The sequence below is a fragment of the Allocoleopsis sp. genome (assembly GCF_036703385.1).
Taxonomy (GTDB): domain Bacteria; phylum Cyanobacteriota; class Cyanobacteriia; order Cyanobacteriales; family Coleofasciculaceae; genus Allocoleopsis.
Genome location: NZ_DATNPA010000380.1, coordinates 1 through 18,873, shown reverse-complemented (window position 1 = coordinate 18,873; position 18,873 = coordinate 1). Strand labels below are relative to the sequence as shown.

The following is an 18,873-nucleotide window of genomic DNA, read 5'->3' as shown; positions in this document are numbered from 1 at the left end:
GCGAGCAGGCACAGGACTACCCTCTATCTTGTTGCTTAAACCTTAGAACTGTCAGAACCAAGCGAGGTATCTCTAGGAGGGAATTAAGGTTTGGCTTGCTCTGTCTTTTGAGGTAGATAGAGGCTCCTCGTTATGCCCAAGACGCAAGCTCTAATTAGCCTTTCAAAGTCATCAATCTACCAATTTCCGTTAAATTGATAGAAGTAGCGGCAAAGGAAGATAGATGTCAGCACAATTGTTACTGGTAGACGATGAACCAGGTGTAAGGGTATCGGTCAAAGAATACCTGCAAGAAGTAGGTGGTTTTGATGTACAGGTTGCCAGTAATGCTGATGATGCATGGCAATTGTTGCAACGGAAAACGCCTGACTTAATTATTTCTGACATCATGATGCCCAAAGTTGATGGGTATCAGTTCCTCAAGAAGCTCCGAGATGACGCTCGCTTCAAGTCGCTGCCAGTCGTGTTCCTCACAGCAAGAGGGATGACCACAGACCGAATTCAGGGTTATCAGGCGGGTGTTGATGCCTACCTAGCAAAGCCGTTTGACCCGGACGAACTGGTTGCGATCGTTGAAAACTTACTGGAACGTCGTACCCCCACTTCCAAAGAAGCGTCTAGCAGCACAGAGCTGGAGCAAATCGCGCAGGAGATTGCAGCAATTCGGGCTTTATTAGACCATAAAACTGGCATTTCTCAGACACCTCCCCCCATTCGCATTGACTTTACTCCACGAGAGCAGAGTGTTTTAGATTTGGTGGCGGAAGGATTGATGAATAAAGAAATCGCTCGACGCCTAGACACCAGTGTGCGTAACGTTGAGAAATATGTCAGCCGCTTATTTAGTAAAACGGGAACCAATAGCCGTACTGAGTTAGTACGTTATGCCTTAGAACATGGTTTAACGAAGTGAACTTTTACTTTTTATGAACGATACATTTCAAATCAGTTGGAAGCCAACTGATTAAAAGTTTGTTTTCTTATGTAATCGAGATTTAGTGGTAGGAGACGCCGCGACGTACCTACGGGTTGTTTTGTCAGCATCAGTCCTAAAAGCTAGTCATCATGGGAAAGATTTCGATACTTTACTTGACAATTTCAACCAGCTCTACACTTCAAAAATATTAAGTATATTTGTTTTTAGTAAACAAGTATGTACTTTTCTAAGGGAATTGAGGGAAATCCTGATATTGTTCATTTATTACCTTAGACAAAAGATAAAAATAATGAAAGTTTCACAAAATAGTAAGCATTTAGGTGAATCAGTTGCTCTAGGTGCTGTCTTAGTGGCAGCGAGCGTTGGTATCTTTGTTGTGATGATGATGCAAAGTGGCGTCTTGCAATAAGAAAATTAAAGTAAATCATTAATTCATCCCACAGCTACTAACTGCGGGATGAATTTTTTTGAGGGTTGGGGCTATGGCTCTTTGCTTAGGAAAAATCATCACCATATAGCCCTTTTCGATTAGATGCGGTACACAGTTTGACCTCTCTGGAAAACCTCTCTCCACCTCTCCCTAACCCTCTGTTAAAAGGAGAGGGAAGCGGATAATTTTTTTTAGCTGAGAGAGGCTTTGATTCTTCTGATTTACAATTGTGTAGCGGAGAACTGCTATAGAGCTGCAAAAGCAATTTGAAAAATATTAATAAGTCGATCGCTCCAAAGGGACAGCACTCTCATGCGATCGCATCTTTATATGAGGCATTCTGGATTGGAGATTATCTTAGAAAGCAGTCAAGATAGCTAAGTTCTCTCTATGCCAAATTTGGGACAGACGAAGACGCGCCTACTCTCGATGGGGGCGCTGATGGTGGGTGGGACGTTGGTTTCGAGTGCGCTTGCCGCAAGTAACCCCATCACAGGTGCGGCGCTGCTTTCAGGTACACTTGCTATGGCAGGGAGTGTGGCGGGTGGCATCTTTGCGAATGATTTGGGCGATTTGGCAAAGGGGTTAGGTGAGAATGAAGAGATTCTCAACGATCGCGAATTAACTCAAGCAGTGGGGTTAGCGATCGCGCTTATGCTTCTCAGCATCAATCCTCACCTTCTGCAAAATTAACCCTTTCATAAAGGTCGCTAAAAGCAATTTTAAAATCTACCGATTGCAGAGATAATACCGAATCTTCTGCTTCAAACTCAGTAAACAACCATTGCCCCTCAGCCGTTTTCACATACTGCATCACATGATATTGAGATTGGTCGATTAAAATATATTCTTTCAACTCAGGAATTGACCGATAATACAAAAACTTATCGCCTTGGTCGTAATTTTTAGTAGACTTCGATAACACCTCAGCAATCAGCAATGGATTCATCACAGTCGTTGTATTTGTTCCTGTATAGACAGGTTCTCCCTTGATGACCATTACATCAGGATAAGTGTACTGACGATAACGAGGTATCCATAACCGCACATCACCAACATAGATATCGTATGTTTGCCCTTTTAAAGCGAACTTCAAGTAGGCATAAAAATTACCAGCAATTTTATTGTGATTCGTTGTCCCTCCTGTCATGGGAACGATATCTCCATCTCGGTATTCACTTTTATAGTCAGCTGCCTCCTCAAGTTCTAAATATTCTTCTGGAGAATAGTAGGGTTTCTGTGTCTGTACTTGCATAAATGAATAAATTGATAGCCTAGATAAAGACGAAAGGATTGGGCGCATGAGCCAGAATAGCCAGAACATATCGCCATCAGCCATTAGTAGCCCCGCATTACCCTACCCCTACGATACTATTCCTCAAACTGGAGTCAGCCAATTTGTCGGGCGCGACAACGAACTCGAAACCCTACACCAACTATTACAGGAACATGACCAAGTTGTTATCGCGGGTATCAGTGGCATCGGTAAAACCGAATTAGCCATTCACTACGCCAAGGCTAATTTAAACCATTACACGGGCGGCATCTGCTGGTTATTCGCCCGTTCTGATTTAGGATGGCAGATTGTAGAATTTTCGCGATCGCATTTCCCCCATTTCACTATCCCCGATAAACTAACTCCCACTACTCAAGTTCGGTATTGCTGGCAGCACTGGACATCTCTGCTTGTCTCTCCTTCCCAAGGGCAAAATGGGGAGGTTCTCATCATTATTGATAATGTCACCGACTATTCCCAGATACAGCCCTACCTGCCACCACCCTCATCTGGTTTTAAGGTACTAATGACTACCAGGCTGCAACTGGAACAGCCAGTACAGATGCTATCTTTAGACGTCCTATCACCACCCGCCGCCTTGGAATTATTAGCATCGCGTATTGGCAAATACCGGGTGAAAGATACCAGGGGCAAACCCTTCGGAATTGACTCTAAACGGAAACAAAGCAAACAAAAGGTTAAGGCGAACCTAACCCCCCCTCTCCTTATAGGAGAGGGGCAGGGGGAGAGGTTAACCGTAGCCCAACAGCTATGTGAATTGCTTGGTTATTTACCCTTACGGATAGAGTTAGTCGGGCGATATCTAGAACAAGAGCGGAATTTATCCTTAGAAAAGATGCGATCGCGCCTTGAACGTGTCTCTAAGAAGCGATTACACTTGCAGCATCAGCACCTTACTCACGAGTCTATCATCCAGCCTGAAGCTAACACCGACAAGAATCTAACAGCTCAATTGAGTATAGCGGCAGCCTTTGAATTAAGTTGGAAACGTTTAGCTCAAGAGGTGCAAGAATTAGGCTGTTTGCTGAGTATTTTCGCCCTAGATCCTATTCCTTGGACACAAGTAGAAAGTGTATACGGTCAGCTATACTTACCAGGTGCTTTACTAGGGAAATTACTGGATATTTCACCCGATAATTCACAAGCCAATATCGAAAAGCTGATAACAGCGCTACTAGAAAACCTCAAAGCATTTAGAAGCCAATTAATACAGCTACATCTATTGCAATATACGGGAGAAGAAACGTATCAACTGCATCCATTGATTCGTGAGTTTTTGCAAGAAAAACTGGAAAGCTTAGAGCAATCCAGAAACTTAAAAGAAACATTTTGTCAAGTAATGATTGCTGTAGCCAAGCAAATTCCTGACTCACCCAGCCGCGATTTAATAGAGGCTGTGACTCCCGCCATCCCCCATGTTGCAGAAGCCGCTACAGCACTGAGAGAATTTTTCAGCGATGAAGATTTAATCCAATGCTGGGAAGGCTTAGGCTGGTTTTATCAAAGTCAAGGATTCTATGACTTAGCCACCCCTTGGTGGGAGCAATGCCTCTCGCTCACGCAAAACTACCTTGGCTCAGACCATCCCAATCTGGTCACCAAGTTACATAATTTGGCTTGGATTTATTATGCTCAGGAGCGCTACCCAGAAGCAGAACCCTTATCTATACAAGCCTTGAAAATTTGTGAGCAAAAGTTAGGGGCGGAACATCCCCTCACACTGGCTACCCGCAAAAACTTGGAAACTCTCTACCTGGCTCTTAAAAAATGACTTTTTGCTTCTAATTACTAGACCTCTTGCATAAATCCTGAAAAGCCCCCTAAATCCCCCAATCCTGGGGGACTTTGAATGTATTCTCCCCCAAAATGGGGGGGGGTAGGGGGGGCGAAAATCGGCTTTTGCAAGAGGTCTACTGGGTAATCTGACTACTGAGTACCTGTCTCAGATTTTGCATCCGCATTTTAATCATGCCCTCTAAACCCCAGCGAATCACGGTACTATCGAGTAACGGATTCAGCTCAAATTTGACAGCATCCACAATGCGGGTTGATTCAGCCGTAATTGCCATGAAATGATGAGTATGTTCCCAGACATGGAAAGGGCCAGTTACCTGTTCGTCTTTAAAGCAGACGGGTGGGTCCCAGTGGGTGATTTGAACTCGCCAGTCCATGCCTAAACCAAAAAGTTCAAACCTCAGTGTCAAGTAAGTGCCTAAACCGCAAACAATATTAGATTCCTTGAGCCGAACTGAGACGGGAGGTGGAGCGATGCGTTCTAGGAGCTGTACATTCTCGTGAGCTTCCCAGACGGCTGCCACCGGAAGGGGGACAGTTTCGGCTACCTCAATACGTTCCAAAAGATCTGTTTCCCACAAACATTTCTACACCTATTAGTAACTGTACTGCAATTGCCCCTCGATTTCACAGTCAACCATCCTGCTAATGACAGGTCATCATACCCTTCATCTCCAGTGGCGATATTCCCGCTTGCCAATACCTACGGGTTTTAGAGCAATTCGCTTCGCCTGTTGCCAACTTGGTCTAAAATTCGCTTGATTGTTCCCAAGGATATCCTAAAAATATGTCGAATCAATCTCCTATCCCAGTTCTTGTTAACGGAGCTTGTGGCAAAATGGGCCGCGAGGTCATTAAGGCCGTTTCCCAAGCTGAGGATATGACCTTAATTGGCGCGGTTGAGCGCAATCCCGAATACATCGGTCAAGATATTGGTGAAATCATCGGATGTGGCCCTCTGGAAATTCCAGTGTTGAACGACCTGCAAGCGAATCTAGTGCTGGCTACCCAAGAAAAAGTACAGGGGGTCATGGTTGATTTTACTCACCCAGATAGTGTTTATGACAATGTTCGATCTGCGATCGCATACGGAGTTCGTCCCGTCGTTGGCACTACCGGCTTGTCTCCAGAACAAATTAAAGACCTTGCTGATTTTGCGGAAAAAGCCAGCACAGGCTGCTTAATTATTCCCAACTTCTCCATCGGCATGGTCTTACTTCAACAAGCTGCTGTTCAAGCCTCCAAATACTTCGACCATGTCGAGATTATCGAACTGCATCACAACCAAAAAGCCGATGCTCCCAGCGGCACTGCGATTCAAACCGCCCAACTATTAGCTGAATTAGGAAAAACCTTTAATCCAGCTATTGTTAAAGAAACTGAAAAATTAACAGGAGCCAGGGGCAGCGTAGCAGATGAAGGGATTCGGATTCACAGTATCCGCCTTCCCGGATTAATTGCTCACCAAGAAGTAATCTTTGGTGCACCAGGTCAAATCTACACCCTACGTCACGACACCTCCGACCGTTCATGCTACATGCCAGGAGTGCTTCTCGCTATTCGCAAAGTCACACAACTTAAATCCCTCGTCTACGGATTAGAAAAAATCCTCTAAACGCTAACTATGCTAGTTCCCATCACCCGCCAGAAGTTTGAACAAATCATTCCTATCCTTGCTACCGGCCCCCAGTACGCTTACTTTTGGGGGAAGTTTCCAGATTTCTTGAAACGACTCTTAATTTCTGTGATTGGGGTCGTTGGAGTTTCACTTTTAAGAGCGTTTTTTGGCAGTAGCTTTGATGGCTTAATCTTGTTACTCTGTATCGTTGCTGGACTGTATTGGCTATGGGGGCCAATTTACTGGGCAACGTTGCGTAATATGGAGCTACGCCGCTACCCATACAGTGGCTTCTGGCGCGGTGAAGTGCTGGATGTATATGTCACCGAGGATTTGATTGGTAAAGAAGAAACGGTGAATAATAACGGTGAGTTAGTTATCGTTGAAAACCGGGAACGACGCCTCAATGTGGAAGTGGAGGACGAAGTCGGGTTCGGGACACGGCTACAAGTTCCTCTGCGTCGTATCCACAAGGGAATTGCTGCCGGTCAAGATGCAGAAATGTTGGTATTGTCCTATCAACCTGACTTGAGGAATATTGTTAAGACCACGGATATTTATATCCCTAGTTTGAACCGTTTTGTGAGTGAATATCCTTACCTACAACGAGATGTTTTTGCCCAAGTCAGCCAGAAGTTGAGCCAATTTGAAGACGAGGAAGAGCCCGTCAATCAGATGAGAACGAAGCGGCGCAGGCGTTAAAGGATTAGGCTTCTCACACTACTTGGCCTTTGCTAGCAAGGATGTTCCTCTTACACCTTGCTGGCAGGTGTGACAGGTATAGACAATTAGTTAACTGTCCACAGAAGGCTGTTGAGGGAAAAGCTGTTTTTTAACCAGATTTCAAATTCTTTGTCAGCTCAGATCGCCACTGTCCTGACCATAGGCTTGCCAAGCCAAATCTACCAATCCATTAACGATCGCAGCAGCAACCACAGAACTTCCCTTACGCCCCTCAATCCGAATATGAGGAATCAAAGAGTCTTTCAGGCGGTCTTTCGCCACATCCACATCAACAAACCCAGAAGGGGTCCCAATCACCAAAGCGGGTTTTATTTCCTCCCCCTCGATTAACTCAATCAGCGCCGTCAGTGCGGTCTGAGCCTGACCTACCACAAAAATCCCTTCTGGGTAGCGTCTGGCTAAGGTCTGAATTCCCCAAGCCGCTTGTGTCTTCTCCTTTTGTGGACGTGTCAACGCTTCCATGCTGCAATACACAGGATTGGCAAAGGTATTTTGAATGTGAGGGGTAATCCCCACCTGTACCATTGGAACATCGACCACTAGCGTGGTACGAGCCGCTAAGGCAGCAGCTCCAGCCTGTAAGGCTCGCTCAGAAAACCGAATGAGAGACAGATATTCAAAGTCAGCCGTGGCATAAATCACTCGGCGCACAATCTCGTATTCTGCCGCCGTAAAGATATGATCGCCGATTTCGCGGTCAATAATTGCCAGACTTTGGGCATCTGTCACATGCCATTCCATCATGTCTCTTAATCCAAATGTGATTTATCAACTTTAAGTCCCGTAGATTTGGCGCTTATTCTCTAGTGTATGTACAAGCGCTGGCTGAAACTCTCAATGCCTAACTCCCTGGTTTGATGAGAAGATGAGATGCTTTCACTGTACTACAGGACACAGCCGCCGCAAATCACATGAGCCATTTTCTGTTGTTTTTATTTGAGGCCCAGAAAACTTGCGTCTTGCTCTGACCGTTGTTGTGCAGGCAAGACGCCGTACTGGGATGATTTACCTAATGTTTACGTCTCCGAAGCAGAGGATTGAGCAATGATGGGTGATAAGTAAGCCACGAGGAAACCCAGGACAAAGCCAATTACGTTGCGAAATAGTGGCAGCCACTCCGAGGTGCGCGTCACCACTGGCCCAATTCCGAAGGCGATAAACAGAATGCCCCACAGGGGAGAGAAGATTAAAGCCCATTGCCAAGCAAAAATTTGTCCCTCTTTACGGGGCATGGCGGCAAATCCACAGATCACCCCACCCAAGACTGAAGTAATGAGCGTCAAAATCCACTGTTCTCGTGGAAGACCGGGTACTACCTGGCAACCCCCTTGGCGTAGGCAGGTTTTAATCGTCTCTAAGGAGTCAACAATCGCTCGGTTTTCGCCATTCTCTCGGACATAGTAGAGGTTACCGAAGCGGGTTTGCAACTCAACCCAGAAGGTACGAGGCAGAAATGGATACAGGTCATCCCCAACGTTGAAACCGAGAATATTACCGCCTCGTGAGTCAGCAATGAGTAAAACACTTTTGTCGTTGAGTCCCCAAAAATCTTTAACTGCTCGACCTGGTGTGCGGTCGTATTGAGTCAAAACTCTCAGTTTCCAGCCGGTCTCAGCCTCAAAGTTTTCCAAATCTTTGATGAGTTCCTCTTCCTGAACTGTCGGAAGGAAATTCGCTAGATCGATGATGGGTGTTTGAGTGTTAGGCAGTAATTCAGGGTTATCGAAAGCCTGCGCCACTGGTGCGATCGCCCAAACCGAAACAGCAAGAAAAAACGCTGCCAGAGATACCAGTAGTCGTTTTGGAAAAAAGTTCTGCATCGTAGATTTTATCAAACTCAACAAGTGTGGACACTAAAGGGAGGCTTTAAACGACGGATTCGGTCAAACTAATAATTTCTTTACACTTGTTTACTTTAATCTAATATTAGGGGCGATCGCAAAGCCTTGACTGACTGAGTTCAGCCATCCTAACCCACGAGTCTCCACACACGTCACGATCAGGATTTGTCCCCACTCACCATAGGGCACAACCAGGAGCGTGCCCTACACGCTTACGCAGTGAACCGTGACCAGTGAGCAGTGAATGAAAAAATATCACCGAGTCCCTCTTTTGTTATTTTGGGGCATAAAGCTTGGGCGCTAGCGAAGCGAGGCGTTAGCCTAGCATTCTTGGATAAAGCTTCTAGGCTTAATACAAAGTTTGTCGCAAGAATGCGAGAGCCCCTACAAAAATCGTCGTTCTGTCCCGGAAGTAACAAAAGAAGGATGACAACTTAGGACGGACGCACAAGGTCTATGTGTAGAGTGTGTGACGCTAGCGTAACGCACCATAACCGCTATAGATGGTATAGCTGCATAAGTCCTGAATTGCTTGATGATTAGGGGTATGGAGATTAACGTACCAATAGAAGTATCAGAAATCTGAGAATGCTCTGTATAGAAGTAAACATTCTCTCACTTTGTTGGGAAAAGCCACTAAATATCGCTGATCTAATCAGGTTGTTCTTGGTCTTCGTATTGCCTGGGTAAACGAGAATCACCTTGTAAGTTCTGAGAGGACTCTTCATACCGGATAAAGTCGCTGTCCTCGTAGCCAGCCTCATGTTCTTGATAAGTATTACTGCTGAATGGTGGTTCAGCCATTGAGCCAGTACTACCACGCTCACGAAGTTCTATCGCTGTTCTTTGAGACGGAGGGAGACGATCAACCGATCTGCGCCCTGCGTTAGGACGCTGCCAGGTTTTCCAGGCGGCTTTGACTCCCGCAAAAACACCACGAGTATTGGCTTGCACGTTCTTCGCCTGGTTTTTAACGCTGCTGAGGCTTTGATCCACTTGCTTAGCCACTTGACCCGCGCTTTTGACGCCCTCGCTGACATCATCGGTCAAGTCGCTGATTTCTAAACCCGTCAGGCGAATTGCCTCCAGCGTTGGTGGCAATTCTCGCCCGAGAGTGTCCGCTAATTTCGCCACACTGCGAGCTGCCCGTCCTAACTCTTGCAAGGCAGGAATTGCCGCTATTAAAACAGCGGTTAAGCTAACAGCAACCAGTAAAATGGATAGTCCTAACCAGAATAAAGGGTCAATCACCGGCCGTTGCCTACAATTGGTGGTCAGGAACTGATGGGCGTGGTTCAGCTGTAACGTCAACTTTAGGCTGTCTCAGCTCTAGAGTCTCTCGTTGAGAAGCTTCAATGCCCGCTGCGATCGCTTCTCGCAGTCGAGTTAGTGTACCATCCCAGTTCCGCAATGCCGATTCGGAAAGGCGATCAGCTTGCAGCTGCACACTGGTCGATAGATCTTCCGCTAACTCAGGTAAGGCATCTGCGGATTTTTTCAACAGCTGACGGGTATCTCGACCCGTGCGGGGCGCAATCAGTAAACCCGTCACAGTTCCGATAGCGCTGCCTAACAGCAAACCACTAATAAATGCTCCAGTACTTTTCTTTGACATTTTCTGGTCTCTCTCCCTACACCAATTTTATGCAGATTTGCTCAGGGAAACGAGTAACTAGCACCTGAGTCCTCTGCTAGACCTGAACTTGTTGCCGATGATATCTGTTAAGCATTGCTCATTTAACTTCTCAGGATGCAAAAGGCTCTGCCAATGTTCCCTGAGTGTGTCAGTGGAGCGCAGCTATTAGTCAAAGAGTCATAGCTCCAACATGAAACTATACATTAACAGGATTTGACTTACTACACACCCAATTGCTACACCGTATGGTGACAGTTATCTGCTGAAAACTTTGATGGTAGATGGCTCTAAGCATTATCTTTTAGAACGCTGTTGACGCCGTGACCGTCTAGAGGGTTTCGACTTCAACACTTCAGCACGGCTGCGTTGGCGAAATCTCGTGGAAGAGCGTGTCACTATTGGCAAAAGGGTTTGTACCAAACCCAAGAAAGCCAAAACTTGTTGAACTCGTTGCAGCTGTATCTCTAGCTGCTGATAACTTTCTCTAGACCCGCGTACACCTAACTGTCCTTGAGAAATAGCTTGAGGGGCACCCTGCAAGGCGTTATGGGTATCACGCTCAAAGATGGTCACTACCGCTGTGGCGATCGCTAATGCTCGGCGCAAATTCCATACATACCAAGCCACATATAGGCATAGTAGTGAAATTAGAACATTGATAACTACGACAAGGACTACCATGCTTGAGGAATTCTCTGGGGAATGCCAGGAGGCGGATTTGAACCGCTGACACAAGGATTTTCAGCTTTCTGGCAAGTTATTCATTTTCAGTGTAAACCGTCTGCTTAATTCTGGGTTAATCCGTACCCATTTCTCAGGTTGCCGCGTGGGTGGGTAACTCTCCCAAAATCATCTTGGAACACTACGCCAACTTGACTCACTCCGAGGTTCCCGTACTCTGGTAGTCAATCGGTAGTCAAATCAGGGTGGGAGGGCAAAAAAATTAAAAACCCCATCATTTGGGGCTTACAGAAAAATTGTGGATGCCAGGAGGCGGATTTGAACCGCCGACACGAGGATTTTCAGTCCTCTGCTCTACCAACTGAGCTATCCCGGCTTGTTGTTTTCGGCGCTTAACTAAGGTAGCAAACTTAACAGCTCTTGGCAACTATTAGTTCCTCAATTGAAAATTTATCGGTAGACCTTTAGTTCTTCAGCGATCTGATACTACCACTAGTTGCGCTCTACATAGACGACGATCCTCCTTAGGGCGTCGAATCCTGAGTAAGGCTCTGAGTATTCTGCACCCAAACTTCTACGAGGCAATCATCGGAGGTTTACCCCTGCCATTGATGAACCGACGCTCTAGGATTTTTAATTTCTTGACAAGGGTAGCCTTTAAACCCAACAATCAAAAACAATTGATTATCTTTCTCATTATCATGAGTCAAATAATCCAGAACTCTTGAGAATATTGCATGGGTGTGAGGATATAAACATGGCATCTAAAGTGTTGCGGCTATTTTGGTTGGTCAGTCCAGCGATTTTAGGGGGAGCTATTTTTGCGGCATCTGGTGCTTCAGCGCAGGATGGCACTTTTGGAGAAAAGGTCGCTCTTGGCGTCTCTGACGTCTCTCAGGAAACAGTTACAACTCAGTCTTTGAGTGATGAACCTGCGATCCAGGCTGACTCTTACAAAGTCGATGACGCGCCTAATGTTGCGATCGCAACAACTGAGCCGATGATTGCAGCAAGCCAGGAGCAGAGCAAGTCGGAAAACGTAGCTTCTGTAGAGACTGAAGCATTGGTACCACTGGCACATTTACCTGAAGGGAATAGGGATGCTAGTGTACTCAACGAACTCGACCGCTACAGCAAGGAAAATCAGGCAAATTCCCTTGAGTCAGTTAATAATCTTTCTCAGATAGGAAATGTTTCTCCTAAAGTCGAGGAGCGTCCTGATGCCGATGTAATAAAACAAATCAACGAATACAGCAACTCAAGCGAGAGCGATCCCCTGGATCAAGTCACGAATGTCACCCAGTTACGGGATGTGTCTCCGGGTGACTGGGCGTTTGAAGCGTTGCGATCGCTCGTTGAACGCTATGGCTGTATTGCAGGTTACCCCGATGGCACCTATCGTGGCAACCGCTCAATGAGCCGTTATGAATTTGCGGCAGGTTTAAATTCTTGTTTACAGCAAGTTGAGCGCCTACTTGCTTCCGGCGCAGGCAACCTGGCGACTAAAGAGGATTTGACAACATTACGGCGACTCATTGAAGAATTTGGCACAGAACTGTCTAGCCTGCGCGGTAGGGTAGATGGTTTAGAAGCACGCACAACAGAACTAGAACTGACTCAGTTTTCTACCACGACTAAGCTCAATGCTCAAGTCATCTTTGGACTGACGGGTATCGCAGCGGGGGAAAACGCCCTAGGAGACAAAATACCCAACGTGACGGCTTTTGGCGATCGCGTTCGTCTCAACTTTGATACTAGCTTTACGGGCAAAGATTTACTCAGAACTCGACTGCAAGCCGTCAACTTGGATTCCTACTCAGGTAGTTCTACCTTCACACCTGAGGGGGATTTGCGATTCGGTGACGGACTGTTCAGTACTGGCAGTAATAATGATGTTGGCATCGATGCACTGCTCTATCAGTTTCCCATTGGTAAGAAGACAACCGTTGTTATTGAAGCCAACGCTGGTGCACCGGATGACTTTACCAATACAGTTAACCCTTTTATCGATGGTGACGGGGATACGGGTGCTCTGTCTAACTTTGGAACTCGCAACCCGATTTATGGTTTAGTGGGAGGGGCTGGCATCGGAATCAGGCACGAGTTCAGCGATGCTCTCGAACTCAGCTTAGGCTATTTAGCCGGTGACGCCGCCACACCAGATGAAGGGAGTGGTTTGTTTGATGGCACTTATGGAGCATTGGCACAAATTACCTTTAAGCCGATCAATCAGCTGACGCTAGGCTTGACTTACATTCATTCTTACAACACTGACCTCACAGCCGGCAGCAATCGGGCTAATCTCCGTTCCGCCTTGGCAGACAACCCCAATCTGCCAGAAGGGTTGGCACCCTTTGCAGGGTTGGATTTGCCAGTTTCCAGCAATTCCTACGGTATACAAGCCTCCTGGCAGTTCAGTCCTAAATTTATCGTGGGTGGCTGGGCTGGCTATACTGCCACTCGTACCCTAGCCTCTTTGGTAGGAGACAATGGAACTGTTCTCGAACGGGGAGATATGAGTATCTGGAACTTTGCCGTACACCTTGCTTTCCCAGATTTGGGTAAGGAGGGCAGCGTTGCCGCCATTCTTGTTGGGATGGAGCCTAAAGTGACGGGGGCAAGCCGTTCTCTCAGAGATGCAATTAGCAAAGACTCAGACACTTCACTGCACATCGAAGCATTCTATGAGTACAAGCTAACGGATAACATTTCCATTACACCAGGAGTTATCTGGCTCACAGCTCCTGACCACAACTCGAACAACGACGATATTGTGATTGGTGCTATCCGAACTACATTTAGTTTCTAAAATACGGATTGGATACTAGTAGCAGTGAGCAGTGAGCAGTGACCCGCAGGCTAAATAGTTAGTGTTTATTGGCTTAGGGCAGATTGGCAAGCTGGTCATTTATTGCTGCTGCGCTGCACTAGTCCGTAGAAGGTTTTTGTCCTTCGAGGACAAAGCATAGTCTCTGGAAATAGGGAATGGGAAGATGGTTTACGGGGTTCATCTATGAGACGTGACCTATTTCCCATGCCCTCTTTCGTTTCTAGAGGTACCTCGTGGATTATAATCACCAAGTGGCACCTTATTTAAGAATCATCCTAAAAGATGGCTCGCTTAAAAATTGTTAACAACTACGAGAGCAGTTTTGTGCTTACGTCAGAAGCCAAACAAAGCTTATTTAGTTTACTGACGAATGAAAGCTTTTTAAAGCAAATTGCCGGACAAGGGCAATGTCAAAAGGTTGAATTTACAGAATTACTCTTTCAGCCCGTTCCTTACTCCACAGCTACTCCCAAAGGAATGCCAGCGGAATTTGAGCCATACCATGAATCAAATGACTATCTCATCATTAACATTCCGCCAAATTTCATGTTTCAAGCTAAAATTTTTACTCCCAGCCGTCTGTGCGCCATCTATCGAAAAGTCGCCTAAATGTCTCAGTTTTAAGCCGTGACAGTCGCGGCGATCGCCTTCTAATTCAAGCAAGAAAAATTAATTTTTAATTCAGAGTCTTGAATAAGATTAAGCGCCTGTTCATTCGATTTGTCGAAAATCAGTACTGAAGCCTGACTATAAACGAGCTGGCTGTAAAAAATTAATATCGATTAGCTTATGACCTCTGAGAATAAAATTACTAAACTGGCTGAACTAGACTATATCCCTTATCTGGATGAGGCTGGTAATCTACCTGAAGAGTTTCAAGGAAAGATTGGTGTATATGCAATTTTTGCGTCAGATAAAACCCTGCAATTCATCAATTACTCTCGTGACATATACCTCAGTCTAAAACAACATTTAATCCGCAAGCCTAAATCCTGCTATTGGCTAAAAGTACAAACTATAGACCGTCCTAATCGTACCCAATTAGAAAAAATTCGGGAAGCTTGGATTCAGGAAAATGGAGAGGTGCCGATTGGGAATGGAACAGATGAAGCGGCATGGACTCAGCCAATTGATGGCAAATTGACAATGACGGCTCAAGAGAAAGAAAGCTATGAGAAAGGTGATGGTTTGACCCAAGTTAAGCTTTTAAAACAAGTGGCACGGAGAGTTGAATCCCAAATTTTAGAAGCCCTAAAATCTCGGGGTGTGCAAACCGAAATTCGCTTTAATCCAAAGCTTAAAGAAAATGGTTTACTTGACCTGAAATAAAAGCTTATCTCCTTTGGGGGATTCCGAAACGCTGCATGGGAGTACAATTCAGGAGAGATCTAGGTGTTGAGAGACATCCATTTTAAAATTTTTTATATCTAGACCTTCCTGTACTGCTCATGACGCCAACGCTGCTGAATAATCGCTATCGCATACTCCGGACGCTGGGTGCTGGTGGGTTCGGTAACACGTTTCTTGCCGAAGATACCTATATGCCTTCGGGACGGCGCTGTGTCATTAAGCAGCTTAAGCCCGTGACCCACGACCCTCAGGCTTACAAGCTAGTACAAGAGCGGTTTGGGCGGGAAGCAGCAGTTTTAGAAGACCTGGGAGATGGAAACAACCAGATTCCTCGTTTGTTTGCTTACTTTTCGGAAGCTGGGCAGTTTTACCTGGTACAAGAGTATATCGAAGGCGACACCCTGACAAATAAGGTGGAAAAGGGAGGAACGCTTTCTGAAAATGAGGTTAAGCAGATACTCGTCAGTTTGTTGCCGGTGCTGGATTATGTCCACAGCCGCCGCATGATTCACCGAGATATCAAGCCGGATAATGTGATTATCCGACAACGGGATGGATTGCCTGTGCTGATTGATTTTGGTGCTGTTAAAGAAGCGATGAATACACAGGTGAACGTACCGGGTAACCAGGCTCACTCGATGGTAATTGGGACACCTGGGTTTATGCCTGCGGAGCAAGCAGGGGGACGCCCGACGTATACCAGCGATTTGTATAGTTTGGGGCTAGTGGCGGTTTTTTTACTGACGGGTAAACTGCCTCAAGAATTGGCAACGGACGATCGCACGGGTGAGCTTTTGTGGCGACAGACTGCTCCGAATATCAACCCTAACCTGGCAATGGTAATCGATCGCGCGATTCGGTTCAATGCGAGCGAGCGCTTTGCTACAGCTAGAGAAATGCTCAATGCCTTACAATCGGGACAATCGGCTGACGCTGTTTCCGAGATGGCAACTGTAGCGGTTGCTCCAGGCGGTTTACCACCAACCCCAAATCGTGCAACTCCCCCCATTGCCAACCCTTTCCCCGGACAAACGGTTCCCGTCGGCTCAAGTCCCGCCATCCCAGGACATGGACGCAAGCAACTGATGATTGGCGCTTTGGTGGCGGGGAGTTTGCTCATTGCCGCTGTAGGACTGGCGTTGGGCTTAAGGCGATCGCCTGAACCCTCAAGTACTGTCTCATCTTCTTCGAGGCCTACCTCAGAACAACCCACTAACCAACAACTTCCTGACTCGACGCCAACGATCTCGCGATCGCAGCCTTCAAATTCTGAGCCGACTGTAGAACAGCCTACTACAGTGCAATCCTCATCCCCCACACCAACACGTTCCCTTCCGCGATCGCAGCCTTCAGATATCACGCCTCCACCAGTTCTCCCTGAATCTCCTTCAGTGCGATCGCCTCAACCATCCTCACAAGCACCGTCGCGATCGTCCCCATCGCAACCGATTCAAGTTCCTCCACCTGAAGCAAAAGATAACGAGCTAAATCCTAGTTCGCCCCAAAAAATTCCTAGCTTTGCCCCAGGTACTCAAGCCAGTTATATCAAACAAGAGTTAGGCAAACCAACAAAAACATCAAAGGGTTTGTGGAATACCCGTGCGTTACTTTATGAGGACTATATACCCGGTCAAGTCGATCTGGGATATCTGTATGACCCTAGTTCCGGGCGTCTGCGCGAAACAGAGGCATCTTTTGTGGATTCTGTTGATGTTAAGACAATATCAAAGACCTTAAATCAGATACTCAATGGCAACGCCTCTGAGGACATCAAGCAAGGGATTGAGGCCGTACATCAGGGGAAATCCAATCGCTATAGGTTCGTGAGCGGTCGAAACAATAGCCTCAAAGGTGTAATTGAACGTAATGAACCCGGTCGCATTTACATCGCTGTTTGGGAGGCAGACTTGCATTAATTTACCCAATTTTTCGTTTCAGCAGATAACTTTCTCGCCATCGTGGAAGCCATCCAGAAGTCAAAGAAGGAAGGGAGCTGGTTGGCTAAATGAGCACAACCATACAGGAGTGGAGTAACTTTCAAATGCCTCGCTACAAAATAACGGTTGAGTATAACCGCAGTGACACAACTAGCAAAGAGAACCTTAAAGTAGAGCCTCTGTGCATTGAAGCTGAAAGCTTGGCCGAAGCAATGACGTCTCAGCAAGTAGCCGAGGCTATTAATCGCCTAGACAAAAAGATGGTGGATAAGCAGGTAGACTCTTGGCCGCCAGAAGTTGCAGCAGAAGCTGTAGCCAGTTTTGCCTCCTTGTACAATGTTCAAGTCTGCGGAGAAATTGATGAGAGCTGAATGCATGGTCTAGTTTTCTTTTGGCAGCGGGAAATTGGCTAGGTTAACTAATCCAAATCCAACTTAATCCGGTCGAGACCCAAAAACTTGGGAGCCCACCAATTCCATTTGCCCATCAGATGCATAGTGGCAGGGACAAGAATGGCTCGGATTAGGGTCGCGTCGATCAAGACAGCTATGGCAATTCCTAAGCCTAAGGCCTTGACGAAGATAATACTAGTCAGGGCAAAAGCACCCGCCACTATAATCATTAGCAGCGCAGCACTGGTGATAATCCGTCCAGTGCGCTCCAATCCTTCAACGACACTTGCACTATTATTGCCGGAGCGATCGTAGGCTTCTTTAATACGAGAGAGCAGAAAAACCTCGTAATCCATGCTCAAGCCGAATAACACACAGAAAAGGATAACGGGCAGTAGGATATCCAAATAGCCAAGAGGGGTGAAGTTGAGCCAAGTATGGAAGTTGCCTTCTTGAAAGATGAAGACTAAAGCGCCAAAGGATGCCCCAAGAGACAGCAGATTGATCATAATCGCCTTGAGGGGCAGGACGACTGACTTTAAGAGAAGGCACAGCACTACGAATGTTACGGCCATGATGGCAGCCAGGACTAAGGGAAAGCGGCGGTAAACCACTTGCAGGGTATCGAGTTGACTAGCTGCCAGACCTCCGACTTGGACTTGCAGACCGTCAAGGGACAAAGCGCAAAGTTCCTGTGCCAAGTTGCGGGTTGCCTGGTCGTTGCTATCGGTGCGGCTATTGACTACGATCAGCGTGGTTGAGTTACTACTCAACTGTTTCACGGCATCCGCTAAAGTAGGCAAGGGAATAGACTTAGGATTGCGATAGAGTTGCTGGTAGTTCTCTAAGTTGAGCTTGGGGTCGATGTTGACAATACTGCTGACTTTGGCAATACGTGAGTCAGCTTTCAGCTTAGTGACTAAATTGTAGAGAGTGGCAATATGTCGCTTAGAGAGAATGTGCTCCGTAGAACTCTTAGTGCTAACAGCCAGCAAAATGGGTGAAATTTCCCCTGGCCCGAAGGAGCGTTTTAAAACCTCGACCCCCTCCCGTGCTGGAACGTGACTGGGCAAGATGCTGGCATCACCAATCCCAAAGCGCGCCTCCAAAAAGGGTGAGGCGAAGACGGCAAGGATGACCAAGACAACCGCCACGGCGGCTACACCGTAGCGGACAACATTACGAGCGAAGAATGTCCAGATTCCTCCCGTTTGAGGGGCAGGTCGGACGATACGCCAACGGTTAATCTGCTTTCCCAAGATTGCCAACAGGGCAGGAAGCAAGGTGAGGGCTGCCACAACGGATAGCAACACGACCAGTGAACCGGCTATCCCAAGCGATCGCAATATTAATATTGGGAACATCAGCAGGCTAACCATTCCAATA

General features: G+C 46.6%; 18 protein-coding genes and 1 tRNA gene. 10 read left to right on the top strand and 9 right to left on the bottom strand.

The genetic code is table 11. The features are described from left to right. Window positions 1–223 precede the first annotated feature (223 nt). Together V6C93_RS18925 and V6C93_RS18920 are read left to right on the top strand one after the other, a co-directional pair. Entirely contained in the window at window positions 224–913 is a 690-nt protein-coding gene (locus V6C93_RS18925; protein ID WP_333478220.1) for a response regulator transcription factor, read from the top strand. 844 nt (window positions 914–1,757) lie between these two features. Then, window positions 1,758–2,060 (top strand): hypothetical protein, encoded by a 303-nt coding sequence (locus V6C93_RS18920; protein WP_333478219.1) that lies wholly within the window; start codon window positions 1,758–1,760, stop codon window positions 2,058–2,060. Here V6C93_RS18920 and V6C93_RS18915 read toward each other — a convergent pair. After that, a complete protein-coding gene (locus tag V6C93_RS18915; protein WP_333478218.1) occupies window positions 2,035–2,622 on the bottom strand; it encodes a Uma2 family endonuclease in 588 nt (195 codons plus the stop codon). The two genes, V6C93_RS18920 and V6C93_RS18915, sit on opposite strands and share 26 nt — an antisense overlap. Before the next feature lie 46 nt (window positions 2,623–2,668). Between V6C93_RS18915 and V6C93_RS18910 the strand changes: the two genes are divergently transcribed. Then, complete coding sequence (locus V6C93_RS18910) at window positions 2,669–4,435, top strand: tetratricopeptide repeat protein (protein WP_333478217.1); 1,767 nt, start codon at window positions 2,669–2,671, stop codon at window positions 4,433–4,435. Window positions 4,436–4,574: 139 nt separating this feature from the next. Here the strand turns inward: V6C93_RS18910 and V6C93_RS18905 are convergent, their stop codons facing one another. Further along, the gene (locus tag V6C93_RS18905; RefSeq protein WP_333478216.1) at window positions 4,575–5,021 is read right to left on the bottom strand and encodes an SRPBCC family protein; all 447 of its coding nucleotides are present in this window, start codon (window positions 5,019–5,021) and stop codon (window positions 4,575–4,577) included. A 224-nt stretch (window positions 5,022–5,245) separates the two neighbouring features. Between V6C93_RS18905 and dapB the strand changes: the two genes are divergently transcribed. Both dapB and V6C93_RS18895 read left to right on the top strand, forming a co-directional pair. Beyond that, window positions 5,246–6,073: a 4-hydroxy-tetrahydrodipicolinate reductase gene (gene dapB, locus V6C93_RS18900; RefSeq protein WP_333478215.1), complete on the top strand. Its 828-nt coding sequence runs from the start codon at window positions 5,246–5,248 to the stop codon at window positions 6,071–6,073. A gap of 9 nt (window positions 6,074–6,082) precedes the next feature. Beyond that, entirely contained in the window at window positions 6,083–6,778 is a 696-nt protein-coding gene (locus tag V6C93_RS18895; RefSeq protein WP_333478214.1) for a phosphate ABC transporter permease, read from the top strand. A gap of 153 nt (window positions 6,779–6,931) precedes the next feature. Here V6C93_RS18895 and V6C93_RS18890 read toward each other — a convergent pair whose 3' ends face one another. From V6C93_RS18890 to V6C93_RS18865, 6 genes are all read right to left on the bottom strand, one after another. Continuing rightward, on the bottom strand, window positions 6,932–7,561 hold the full coding sequence (locus V6C93_RS18890; RefSeq protein WP_349262763.1) for a precorrin-8X methylmutase: 630 nt from the start codon (window positions 7,559–7,561) through the stop codon (window positions 6,932–6,934). A 275-nt stretch (window positions 7,562–7,836) separates the two neighbouring features. Further along, entirely contained in the window at window positions 7,837–8,640 is an 804-nt protein-coding gene (locus V6C93_RS18885) for a TPM domain-containing protein (protein ID WP_333478212.1), read from the bottom strand. A gap of 672 nt (window positions 8,641–9,312) precedes the next feature. Beyond that, window positions 9,313–9,912, bottom strand: coding sequence for a DUF948 domain-containing protein (locus V6C93_RS18880; RefSeq protein WP_333478211.1), 600 nt, complete (start codon window positions 9,910–9,912; stop codon window positions 9,313–9,315). A 10-nt stretch (window positions 9,913–9,922) separates the two neighbouring features. Further along, the gene (locus V6C93_RS18875) at window positions 9,923–10,276 is read right to left on the bottom strand and encodes a YtxH domain-containing protein (protein ID WP_333478210.1); all 354 of its coding nucleotides are present in this window, start codon (window positions 10,274–10,276) and stop codon (window positions 9,923–9,925) included. A 315-nt stretch (window positions 10,277–10,591) separates the two neighbouring features. Then, on the bottom strand, window positions 10,592–10,978 hold the full coding sequence (locus V6C93_RS18870; protein WP_333478209.1) for a hypothetical protein: 387 nt from the start codon (window positions 10,976–10,978) through the stop codon (window positions 10,592–10,594). A 303-nt stretch (window positions 10,979–11,281) separates the two neighbouring features. Next, window positions 11,282–11,354: transfer RNA gene (locus V6C93_RS18865), tRNA-Phe, on the bottom strand. A gap of 381 nt (window positions 11,355–11,735) precedes the next feature. On the opposite strand from V6C93_RS18865, the gene V6C93_RS18860 reads away from it, so the two are divergent. From V6C93_RS18860 to V6C93_RS18840, 5 genes are all read left to right on the top strand, one after another. Beyond that, complete coding sequence (locus V6C93_RS18860; RefSeq protein WP_333478208.1) at window positions 11,736–13,787, top strand: iron uptake porin; 2,052 nt, start codon at window positions 11,736–11,738, stop codon at window positions 13,785–13,787. A 303-nt stretch (window positions 13,788–14,090) separates the two neighbouring features. Next, window positions 14,091–14,417, top strand: coding sequence for a hypothetical protein (locus V6C93_RS18855; protein ID WP_333478207.1), 327 nt, complete (start codon window positions 14,091–14,093; stop codon window positions 14,415–14,417). A 180-nt stretch (window positions 14,418–14,597) separates the two neighbouring features. Beyond that, window positions 14,598–15,137: a GIY-YIG nuclease family protein gene (locus tag V6C93_RS18850; protein WP_333478206.1), complete on the top strand. Its 540-nt coding sequence runs from the start codon at window positions 14,598–14,600 to the stop codon at window positions 15,135–15,137. A 119-nt stretch (window positions 15,138–15,256) separates the two neighbouring features. Next, window positions 15,257–17,074 (top strand): protein kinase domain-containing protein, encoded by a 1,818-nt coding sequence (locus tag V6C93_RS18845; RefSeq protein ID WP_333478205.1) that lies wholly within the window; start codon window positions 15,257–15,259, stop codon window positions 17,072–17,074. Window positions 17,075–17,163: 89 nt separating this feature from the next. Next, entirely contained in the window at window positions 17,164–17,466 is a 303-nt protein-coding gene (locus V6C93_RS18840) for a hypothetical protein (RefSeq protein WP_333478204.1), read from the top strand. Window positions 17,467–17,513: 47 nt separating this feature from the next. On the opposite strand, the gene V6C93_RS18835 is transcribed toward V6C93_RS18840, so the two are convergent. After that, window positions 17,514–18,873 (bottom strand): MMPL family transporter (locus V6C93_RS18835; protein ID WP_333478203.1); only part of this gene is annotated, 1,360 nt, incomplete at its 5' end.